The 10,596-nt window shown below is 53.9% G+C and carries 11 protein-coding genes; 10 read left to right on the top strand and 1 reads right to left on the bottom strand.

Features of this window, described 5'->3' with window-relative positions; all coding sequences use genetic code 11:
- Positions 1-217: 217 nt before the first annotated feature.
- The 6 genes from uvrC (at position 218) to EKM97_RS11055 (ending at position 7,623) form a co-directional block, all read left to right on the top strand.
- Positions 218-1,999 (top strand): excinuclease ABC subunit UvrC, encoded by a 1,782-nt coding sequence (gene uvrC, locus EKM97_RS11080; RefSeq protein ID WP_125572472.1) that lies wholly within the window; start codon positions 218-220, stop codon positions 1,997-1,999.
- A gap of 152 nt (positions 2,000-2,151) precedes the next feature.
- Positions 2,152-3,435, top strand: coding sequence for a GTPase ObgE (gene obgE, locus EKM97_RS11075; protein WP_125572471.1), 1,284 nt, complete (start codon positions 2,152-2,154; stop codon positions 3,433-3,435).
- A gap of 31 nt (positions 3,436-3,466) precedes the next feature.
- Positions 3,467-5,416, top strand: a complete 1,950-nt coding sequence (locus EKM97_RS11070; RefSeq protein WP_125572474.1) for an acyltransferase family protein — start codon at positions 3,467-3,469, stop codon at positions 5,414-5,416.
- Between the two features lie 170 nt (positions 5,417-5,586).
- The gene (gene rnz, locus EKM97_RS11065) at positions 5,587-6,528 is read left to right on the top strand and encodes a ribonuclease Z (protein WP_125572473.1); all 942 of its coding nucleotides are present in this window, start codon (positions 5,587-5,589) and stop codon (positions 6,526-6,528) included.
- Complete coding sequence (locus EKM97_RS11060) at positions 6,521-7,309, top strand: SDR family NAD(P)-dependent oxidoreductase (RefSeq protein WP_125572470.1); 789 nt, start codon at positions 6,521-6,523, stop codon at positions 7,307-7,309. Before rnz ends, EKM97_RS11060 begins: the two co-directional genes overlap by 8 nt.
- Positions 7,310-7,314: 5 nt before the next feature.
- Positions 7,315-7,623 (top strand): LapA family protein, encoded by a 309-nt coding sequence (locus tag EKM97_RS11055; RefSeq protein ID WP_125572469.1) that lies wholly within the window; start codon positions 7,315-7,317, stop codon positions 7,621-7,623.
- Between the two features lie 46 nt (positions 7,624-7,669).
- On the opposite strand, the gene EKM97_RS11050 is transcribed toward EKM97_RS11055, so the two are convergent.
- Complete coding sequence (locus tag EKM97_RS11050; protein WP_125572468.1) at positions 7,670-8,338, bottom strand: EcsC family protein; 669 nt, start codon at positions 8,336-8,338, stop codon at positions 7,670-7,672.
- A 191-nt stretch (positions 8,339-8,529) separates the two neighbouring features.
- Between EKM97_RS11050 and EKM97_RS11045 the strand changes: the two genes are divergently transcribed.
- The 4 genes from EKM97_RS11045 to EKM97_RS11030 all read left to right on the top strand — a co-directional run bounded on the left by EKM97_RS11045 (position 8,530) and on the right by EKM97_RS11030 (position 10,130).
- The gene (locus EKM97_RS11045) at positions 8,530-9,033 is read left to right on the top strand and encodes a DUF805 domain-containing protein (protein WP_125572467.1); all 504 of its coding nucleotides are present in this window, start codon (positions 8,530-8,532) and stop codon (positions 9,031-9,033) included.
- A gap of 135 nt (positions 9,034-9,168) precedes the next feature.
- Entirely contained in the window at positions 9,169-9,516 is a 348-nt protein-coding gene (rplS, locus tag EKM97_RS11040; RefSeq protein WP_125572466.1) for a 50S ribosomal protein L19, read from the top strand.
- Between the two features lie 82 nt (positions 9,517-9,598).
- Positions 9,599-9,844 (top strand): DUF896 domain-containing protein, encoded by a 246-nt coding sequence (locus tag EKM97_RS11035; RefSeq protein WP_125572465.1) that lies wholly within the window; start codon positions 9,599-9,601, stop codon positions 9,842-9,844.
- A gap of 64 nt (positions 9,845-9,908) precedes the next feature.
- Entirely contained in the window at positions 9,909-10,130 is a 222-nt protein-coding gene (locus tag EKM97_RS11030; protein ID WP_125572464.1) for a YneF family protein, read from the top strand.
- The last annotated feature ends 466 nt before the right edge of the window (positions 10,131-10,596 follow it).

The following is a 10,596-nucleotide window of genomic DNA, read 5'->3' as shown; positions in this document are numbered from 1 at the left end:
CCCGCCGACGCAGTTCTCGCGGAGCGAAGCGCAAGCGCACTCCTGCCGGAGTTGCCGACTCCACCGCCCACCTAGCAGTAGTTGTGAAAACACCGCAGAGGCTCGGGGCGACTCCGTCGCCAAAATGCTTACGCTGACGGACGGCGTGACTTGTTAAAACGACGTGGGGTGGGTACAATAAGATACCGAACAAACGTTTTGGAACGGAGGGTGACCAGTGGCATCTGAACATATTGAACGTAAACTGGCGCTGTTGCCTGACTTGCCCGGCAGCTACCAGATGAAGGACATTACCGGCAAGATTATTTATGTTGGTAAGGCCAAGAATCTCAAAAACCGGGTGCGCTCGTACTTTAAGAGTAGTCATGACGGCAAAACCGCCAAGTTGGTGTCCGAAATCGCGGACTTCGATTTCATTGTGACCAGCACGGACAAGGAAGCCTTTCTGCTCGAAATCACCCTGATTCAGAAGTACCAGCCCTACTACAACATCAAACTGAAGAAGGGGACGGGTTACCCCTACATTAAAATTACCAATGAGCGTGATCCCCAGACGAAGATTGTGAGTGACGTGCGCAAGGATGGCGCTTATTACTTTGGCCCGTATCCTAACGTTTACGCTGCGGAAGAAACCTTGCAGTTTATTCAGCGGGTGTACCCGCTGCGCCGCTGCAACGGCTATCAAGGTCGACCTTGTTTGTACTTTCACATGGGTCAGTGCCTCGGTGCCTGCTTCAAAGAGGTGCCACAGGAAGCGTACGATAAGCAAATCGCGCGAATTAAGAGCTTCCTGAGCGGGAATACGGGAAAGGTCAAGCGCAGTTTGACCAGTCAGATGGAGAAAGCGGCGGCAGCGGAAGAATTTGAACGTGCCGCGGAAATTCGCGACCAGATTCGTTACATCGAGGCGACGGTGGAAAAGCAGAAGATTATTTCCACTGACAATACGACCCGCGATATTTTCAATTACTACTGGGATAAGGGCTGGATGTCAATTCAGGTCTTCTTCATTCGCCAATCACGCTTGATGAAGCGGGAAAAACGGCTGTTCCCAATCGTCAACACCGCTGAGGAAGAGTTCGAATCCTTCATCATGCAGTTCTACCAGCGCAAGAACAACGTGCTCCCCAAGGAAGTGCTGGTGCCAGCGGGCATGAACAACGACGTTCTGGCCGATGTGATTGGGGTGCCCGTGCGCACGCCGCAGCGCGGTGAGAAGCGGGCTCTCATGGAACTGGCGGAGAAAAACAGCCGCATCACGCTTGAAGAAAAATTCCGGCTACTGGAGCTCGACAACCGCAAGACGGTGGACGCTCAGGCCGAAATCATGGACGCGCTCAACTTGCCGCACGATGGACACGTCATTGAAGCGTTTGACCACAGCCACATTCAAGGGGCAGAGCCGGTCAGCGCGATGGTGCAGTTCGTTGACGGGCGACCGGAAAAGAGTAACTACCGTAAGTACAAGCTGGCTGAGGACAGCGGGGAACACAGCGCGAATGAAGATGCGAATACCCGCGAGGTGATTCGGCGCCGTTACACCCGCCTTTTGAAAGAGCATAAGCCGATGCCTGACCTTATCCTCATGGACGGGGGCAGCATCGAAATGAACGCGGTCAAGGATGTGCTCGAAAACGAGCTGAACCTCGATATTCCCGTTGCCGGCATGGTCAAGAACAATAAGCATAAAACGGCAGCACTACTTTACGGACCAACGGACGAGATGATCAACCTCGACCCCCGCAGTCAGGGCTTCTACCTGCTTGAACGAATTCAAGACGAAGTGCACCGTTTTGCCATTACCTTCCATAGACAATTGCACAGCAAGAATAGTTTGAGCAGTCGCTTGGAGCAGATTAAAGGTGTGGGCCCGAAAACACGGGCCAAATTGTTGCGCGAATACAAGACAATTAAGAACATTAAGGACGCCAGTGTTGAGGACTTGCAGAAGCTCGGACTCAGCAAAACCGTCGCCCAAACAATTAAGCTGTCATTGTAAGGGCTTGTGTACGTTGATTTTTGGCGGAGTCGCCTGTATGCTTAAAAATAGGCTAAAAGGGGTAGTGTTCCCAAGCGAACGCTACCCGCGTTTATATCAAGACTGAATTCAGAAAGTTTCCGCATGCGTCGACCTGCGGGAGGGGTAAAAATATGTTTGTAGATCAGGTTACAGTTGAAGTGAAAGCCGGTAAGGGTGGCGACGGGATTGTCTCCTTCCGCCGGGAAAAATTCGTACCGTTTGGTGGACCTGCTGGTGGTGACGGTGGTCGCGGCGGCAGTATCATTTTCTATGTCGATCAGGGACTCAACACCTTGATGGACTTCCGTTACCACCGCCATTTTAAGGCTAAGCCTGGGATGAGTGGCGGCAAGAACCAGATGTCTGGTAAGGCTGCGGAGAACACCCGCGTGGCCGTGCCGGCCGGAACTAGTGTCACGGACGCCGATACCGGCGAGCTGATTGGGGATTTGACCGAGAATGGCCAGGAACTCGTCGTGGCTCGCGGTGGTCGTGGCGGTCGCGGCAACACGCATTTTGTGTCACCAAAGAACACCGCACCGGAAATCGCCGAAAATGGTGAGCCCGGTCAGGATCGTTATGTGAAGCTTGAACTGAAGGTGCTTGCCGATGTTGGTTTGGTTGGCTTCCCATCCGTTGGGAAGTCCACGCTACTCGCAGCAGTGACCGGTGCCAAGCCGAAGATTGCGGCTTACCAATTCACCACACTCGTCCCGAACCTCGGGATGGTGCGCCTGGACGACGGCAGTGACTTTGTCATGGCTGATTTGCCCGGACTGGTTGAAGGTGCCGCTACTGGTGTGGGACTGGGGATTGAGTTCTTGCGCCACGTTGAGCGGACCCGGGTCATTTTGCACCTGGTGGAGATGGATCCGAACAATGCGCGCGATCCGCTCGAAGATTACCACCAGATTCAGCACGAACTGACGACTTACGATGAGAACATGCTCGCCCGCCCCGAGATTATTGTGGCTACGAAGATGGACATGCCCGGGTCTGAGGAGCGCTTCAGCACCTTCCACGATCAGTTGATTGCTGAGGGCGTGGCGGAAGACAAAATCATGGCAATTTCATCCATTACGCACAACAATTTGCAATTGCTGATGCACAAGACGGCGGCGCTTCTAGCGGATGCACCGCTGATTGAACCAAAACGTGATGCCGAGAGCGAGAAGGTTTACACCCTTGAACCGGGCGACGAGATTCACGTTGAGGAAACGGATGAGGCCTGGATTGTGACCGGCGGTAAGGTTGAACGCCTCGCTGCGATGAGCAATCTGCAGCACGAAGACGGGGTGATTCGCTTCGCTCGCCAGCTGCGGAACCTGGGTGTCGACGCGGCGCTGCGTGAAGCAGGTGCTGAAAATGGGGACCAGGTGAACATCGGGGACCTGTCCTTCGTTTACGAAGATTAGTTGTTTTAGGGAAAAGGGTTGATTGAAGAAGATGCCAGAGCAGAAAAAGCGGCGCTACATTACCGGCTTTGATGGTTTGCGGGCCATCGGGGTGCTCGGGGTTATTTTGTACCATCTGCGTCCAGACGTCTTTAAAGGTGGCTATCTCGGTGTTCCAATCTTCATGGTTGTGTCCGGGTACCTGATTACGGACGGGTTGTTGCGGGAACTGGACAACGCTGGGCACATCAACATGAAGAGTTTCTTCATCCGGCGGGTGAAGCGATTGTATCCAGGGCTGGTCGCAATGCTGTTTGCGACCAGTGCCTACATCACCTTGTTTGCGCGCGACCTGCTGCATAACTTGCACATGATTGTGCTCAGCAATTTAACGTCGCTGTACAACTGGTGGCAGATTGCCAATGGGCAGTCCTACTTCGCGCGTTACGCCAATGGGGAAAGCCCGTTTACGCACCTATGGACCCTCTCGATTGAGGGCCAGTTTTACTGGGTCTGGCCGCTGGTGGTCCTGCTTTTGGCGAAAACGGTCAAGTCTCGGGGCAAAATGTTCAACATTGTCTTCGTGCTTGCTGTAATCTCTGCGCTGTGGATGGCGGTGCTCTACCAGCCCACAACGGTCAAGGCTTTCGACCCGAGCCGGCTGTACTACGGGACCGACACGCGGGCGTTCTCCATTCTGCTCGGTGCGGCGCTGGCCTTCATCTGGCCAAGTGGCAAGCTGGCGCAGCATATCCGCCGCAGTGACCAAATCGTGCTGGATGCCCTTGGTGGTATCAGCATGGTGGCGATGCTGCTGATGGTGATTTACACGACTGACCAGAGCGCCTTCCTTTACCGGGGTGGCATGTTTATCTTCAGTTTGTTGGTCACAATCTTGGTGGCTGTGGTGGCGCATCCTGGTGCGCATTTGAATGGCCTGCTGACCAATCCCGTCTTCAAGTGGTTAGGTAATCGTAGTTATGGCATTTACCTCTACCAATTCCCGGTGATGATTTTCTTCGAGTCCGTTGCAAAAGACGTGGCGGATCACCCGATTTTGTACCCGGTAATCGAAGTGCTGATTATCGCGGGGATTACAGAACTGTCTTACCGCTTCATCGAACGGCCCCTGGCCAAGTTCGACTACAGTAAGCTGAAGACCTATGTCCAGCACGACATGTGGCAACCCAAGCACATGGTCATGCCAGCGATTTCCGCTGTGATTCTGCTCTGCGGGACCGTGGGGATTGTGCAGGCACCGGGAATCAAGACGGACGCCGCGGATCACTCAGAACTGGCAAAGCAACTCAAGGAAACCGCAGCGCAAAAGGCCGCTAAGAAGAAGAAACTCGCCGCTCTGAAGGCCAGCATTGCGTCTTCCAAGAAGGCGGACAGCAATAAGGCATACAGCGCGAGCGTGGCTTCTTCAAAAAAGGCTGAAGAAGAATCGCGTGCGAATCAGCATCCGGTTAATCAAGAATTCGAAAAGTATGGGCTTAGCCAAATTGAACTGCAGAAGGCGCAGAACATGGGGATGACCGCGATTGGTGATTCCGTCATGAAGGACGGCGAACCAATTTTGCAGAAGATCTTCCCGAAGGCCTTCGTTGATGCGGCGGTTTCACGGCAGGCAGCAGATGGCCTGAACCTGGTACAGAAGTACGCAGGTAGTGGGGCGCTGGCTAACACTGTCTTGATTGGGTTGGGTACTAACGGCCCCGTCACCCGGCAACAGGTTGACCAGTTGATGCACGCCACCGGCCCATCGCGGCAGGTATTCTGGATTGACGTTCGGGTACCGACCAAGCAGTGGCAAAATGACGTCAACCGCACTTTACGGGGGGCGACGCAGAAGTACCACAATCTGCACGTGATTGATTGGTACGGCTACTCGAATCAGCATGATGACTGGTTCTACGCTGACCGGGTGCACCCGAATCCGAAGGGGAATCCTTACTACGGTGCGTACGTGGCCAAGCAGTTGATTACGAATACAAAATAGCGATTAAATAAGGCAGAATCGGCCGCGGCGCTTGCGGTTGATTCTGCCTTATGCGTTTACATTGTAGCCGTAATGACGAGTTTTTTACTGGCGTTTGCCGGGCGTGCCGGGAATGCAGCACATTTATGTTAAAATAGGTCTAACTAGTTTGAATAGAATGGATGGCAAAAATGGAAATTTTGTTCTTAGGAACTGGCGCGGGTTCACCCGCGCGCAGTCGCAACGTCAGCAGTCTAGCCCTCAAGCTCCTTGATGAGCGCAATGAGGTGTGGCTGTTTGACTGCGGCGAAGGCACACAACACCAGATTCTGCGGACAACAATTCGTCCGCGCAAGGTCAGCAAAATCTTCATCACCCACCTGCACGGCGACCACATCTTCGGGTTGCCCGGTTTTCTCGCCAGTCGGGCGAATCAGGGCGGCGCGGATGAACTCACGATTTACGGTCCACGCGGCATTGAAGACTACGTGCGCACCAGTTTGCGGGTGACGCAGACCCATTTGGCCTATAAGTTGCGCTTTGTTGAATTGAAGCCTGGCGTCGTGCTCGATGATAAAACCTTCCGCGTGACGGCCGATCATCTCGACCACCGCATTGAGGCTTTTGGCTTCCGCGTTGAGGAAAAGCCGCACGCCGGTGAACTCCTCGTGGATAAGGTGCGCGCGGCCGGGGTGCCGTTTGGCCCCTTGTTTGGTCAATTGAAGGCGGGCAAGACGATTACGCTTGAAGACGGCCGGGAACTCAACGGTCAGGACTTCATCGGGGCGGCGCAACCAGGGCGCACGGTTGCGATTTTTGGTGACACACGGCAGACGCCCCGTGAACTACCGCTGGCAGAAGGCGCGGATGTTTTGGTCCACGAAAGTACCTTCGGCGTCGATGAAGCCAAGTTGGCACACCAGTATTACCACTCCACCAGCGTGCAGGCGGCTAAGTTGGCGAAGAAGGCCGGCGTCAAGAAACTGCTGCTAAACCACATTTCAGCGCGCTACGTCGGCAAACTTGCTAAGGATTTGCAGTATCAGGCGCGCGGAATTTTCCGTAACAGTACGGTGGTCGGCGATTTGCAGGAAATTGAGATCCCCTTTGTAAAGGAGACAGACCATGACTAACATGCAAGGTAAAGTAATTCTCATTACCGGCGGTTCCAGCGGGATTGGGAAAGCCGTCGCGCTGACAGCAGCCGCGGCCGGTGCGACCGTGATTGTTGCCGCGCGCAACATGAGTGCCCTCGCGCAAGTGCGTTCTGAGGCTGCCCGGCTCTCTGGGCAGTCCGCTTACGCCTACGCACTCGACGTGTCGGATCCCGTCGCCATTGAGAGTACAGTGGGACAAATTATTTCAACCGTTGGGAAGATTGATTACCTGCTCAATGCGGCTGGGTTCGGCGTGTTCGAGGAGGCGCTCAACACGTCCATGCGCATCACCGAATCTATGTTCCGGACCAACGTTCTGGGGACAATGTACTTATGTCGCCTGGTGGGCCGCCAGATGGTGACGCAGGGCGCTGGACACATCATCAACATCGCCTCGATGGCCGGCAAAATTCCGACGCCCAAGAGTGCGGTTTATGCCGCCAGTAAGGCTGCAGTCATTGCCTACTCGGACGCATTACGGATGGAGCTGAAGCCAGCGGGTGTGCTGGTCACGACCGTGAACCCGGGACCCGTCAAGACGAACTTCTTCAAGGTTGCCCAGGCGGAAGACTACGCCGCCCGCATCGCACTGTTTGCACTCGATCCCGATAAGCTGGCTGCCCGCATCGTGCGCGCATACGGCCGGCCGGTTCGTGAAATCAACGCGCCGTTCGTAATGGCTGCCGCTGCGAAGATTTACCCACTGGTGCCACACCTGGGTGACTACTTTGCCGGAACAATTTTTAACCGGAAGTGATAAAAATGAAAAATCAACAACGTTTTGTCATTGGTTTAGTACTAACCCTCGTGGTGGTCATCTTCGCCCTGATGAATAGTCAGGCCGTCACGGTGAACTTCTTTGGTGCCCACCTGCAGTGGCCGCTGATTGTGCTCATCATTGTGGCGCTACTGATTGGTGCCGGCATCACGCTATTGCTGTCCGCCAGCAGCATCAGTGCCGCGCGTAAAACTAGCAAGCGGCTGCAGGCCGAGCTCAACAAGCTGCGGGCCAGCGATGAGCAGAAGCCAGAGCCCAAAGTGATTGAGGCTGAAGTTAAGGACAAGAAATAAGCATAAAAAAGGACCTCCGGCTGATGTGGAGGTCCTTTTGTTTGACTTATGGTGCAAAGGTCTTATCGGCAAGGCGCGCGATGCTCAAGGTGGTGGCGGTGTCGACGCTGCCGCTCACTAAGCCACCGACGACCGGGACCACCTTCCCGAGGTTGACGGCACCCGTGGTGCCAAACTTAGTGACGAGATGCAGGAGCGCCCGCTGGTTGATTTTGCTCAAGGCACTTGCGGGCAGCTGCCGGATGACACCGGCACTGAGCTTGCTGCCTAGTTGCAAGCCACTTTGCTTAATGATGTCCGCCGCCGAACTACCAGTGAGGGTGGCGTACACAAAAGTCCGCACTTGCTCACTATGCAAATCATAGCCGTGCATCAAGGCGATTGCCGCAATCATGCGCATTTGCACTAGGATAACGGACGCCACGTTCGCCGGCACCGCGACGGGCAGGGTGAGCAGACCGCCTAAACCGGTAACAAATCCAGAAGTGGCGGCTTTACTTGTTTGAAATTGGATCAAACGCCGCTCAGCCTCATCTGCATCATATTTACCTAAGTAATCATCAACCAGCTCGTAGACTGACTTTTGTCCTGGCAGGCCGTTTAAGGTGCTGTTGTAAGCCCAGTCGAGCGTCTCGAGCATTTTTTCCTCCGCAACGTGGGTCACCTGCCGTCTGGCGCTCACAGCTGCGTCGGGGGTCGCAGTGTTCGTGCTCATTTTACCCAACTCCTTTTTTCTTTATTCAAGCTCATTGTAGCACCTTTGTATCCGCTTGCATTTATTGATTCATCAGTTATGCCATTTTGTTTGATACGTTTGCTAAATGGGTCTAAAGTCCGATGTTCGGCGCTCACGGTGCTTTCATGATAAGAGCGTAAATAAATATTTACCACTGAGGAGGAGTTATCATGGCTGCTAAGAAAGTTGGGTTCTGGAAAGCGCCAGTATTGTTTTTCAAGGGGTATTTCGATTTTAAGGGGCGTAGTGGTCGCCGCGAGTATTGGTGGATGGCCGCGTGGGAATTGATCCTGGTCTTTGGACTCCTGGTTGGGGCGCAGATGGGATCAAGTGCGGGACTCGACGTGATGGCTGCGCCTGTGAAGTCCGCACTGCGCGGCAATCTGGGAGCAATTATTTTCATTCTGGGGTATGCGTTCATTCTGATTCCGCAAACAGCCCAGACAGTGCGCCGGATGCGGGATGCTGGCGTTAATCCGGCAATTGGTTACTTGAACCTGCTGCTCGTTTTAAATCTGTTTTTGAACAGTTACTCGATGTTCGACGATAGCGGTTTGTACAGTATTTTGCAGGTGGCGATTGAGGTGGCACAGCTCTACATTTTCATTTGCGCCTTGAAGCCATCTGCTGCCGTGCCGCTACAAAAGCATGGCGCACCGGTGCAGCACGCGTAAGTGATTGGTCAAGAGATTTTGCTTTACACGGCGGGGACACATTGCTATAATATTTCTTTGTGGAATCCCCACATAAATACCGATGTTCCGCTGGCTCGGGAGGAGTGCATGAATGTCGACAAAGGAGAAATACTCATGAACCAACTTATTAACGACATCACCAAGTCCCAGCTTCGCGATGACATTCCTGACTTCAAGGCCGGTGACACCGTACGTGTCCACGCCAAGATTGTTGAAGGTAAGCGCGAACGTATCCAACTTTTCGAAGGCGTTGTTATCAAGCGCCGTGGTACCGGCGTTTCCGCTACCTACACTGTTCGCAAGATGAGTTCAGATGTTGGTGTTGAACGTACCTTCCCAGTAAACACACCTCGTGTTGAAAAGATTGAAGTTGTACGTCACGGTGCCGTACGTCGTGCTAAGCTCTACTACCTGCGTGCTCTTCGCGGTAAGGCTGCACGTATCAAGGAAAAGCGTCGTTAAGATACTTGCCTATAAAGGGTGGCCGCTGCAAGCGGTCGCCTTTTTTTGAATCAGAGGCTCAAGGAGAGGGGACGGCATAATTATGGCTGAACAGCCCAGTGAACGGCTTAAGCGCATTAATGAACTTGCCAAGAAAAAGAAGACTGAGGGTCTGACGGCAGCCGAAACTGCTGAACAGGACCAGCTGCGTAAGGATTACATCGCGGATTTCCGTGCCGGTTTCCGCCAGCAGGTCGAATCTCTGAAGATTGTGGACAAGAATGGTAAAGAGGTCACCCCACAAAAGGTAATCGACATTCAGCGAAAAAAGGGCCTACGGAACGATTAGGGCTTTGCAAACGCGTCCAACTTTGGCAAAATAGTAATGGAAACTCAAGGAGGAGAAACTCGCTATGTATATGTTTATTTTTGGTCTGATCATCGGCGCCCTCGCCGGTGTTATCGGGGGCTTCTACGGCGCCCGTGCTTACATGAAGAAGTACTTCCAGGACAATCCTCCTGTAAACGAAGACATGCTCCGGACCATGATGCTGTCCATGGGTGCTAAGCCTTCCGAAAAGAAGCTTAACCAGATGATGCAGCAGATGAAGACTTCCCAGAAGAAAGCCAAGTAATTGGTTTCTGCAGAATGCCACCCGCAAAGGGTGGCATTTTTTTGTCGCTGTTCGTCAGCGATAGCGTTTCAGTGACGAAGTCACGCTGGGCCTCTTTGGTGTTTTCATGACGCCGTTAGGCGGTGGAGTCGGCAACTCCGGTGGTGGTGCGCTTGGGCTACGCTCCGGGAACTACGTCGGGCGGGGACCGCTTCAGCCCGCTATCGCGGTCTTCCGCTGGCGGAGTTGCCGCAAGAACGGCGTCAACTCCGCGCTCCCGAGATGATTGTGTGAAGCCACGACGGCAAATCCGGCCGTCCTGTCTCCAAACAATCATCTTTTCGCCCGACTCCGTTCCCTGCACCCTTCGGTGTCCGTCTCTCTACGCGCTAAAGCGCGAGGTCGACTGGCTTCGCCCAAGCACACCACCACCTCCGTGGCCGACACGTTACTGAGCAGAATACTACAGAGAGAGGCCCATGCTGTG

The sequence above is a fragment of the Lacticaseibacillus songhuajiangensis genome, assembly GCF_003946025.1.
GTDB classification, from domain to species: domain Bacteria; phylum Bacillota; class Bacilli; order Lactobacillales; family Lactobacillaceae; genus Lacticaseibacillus; species Lacticaseibacillus songhuajiangensis.
Note: the sequence above shows the minus strand (reverse complement) of the source record. Positions and strands in the feature narration are given on the sequence as shown.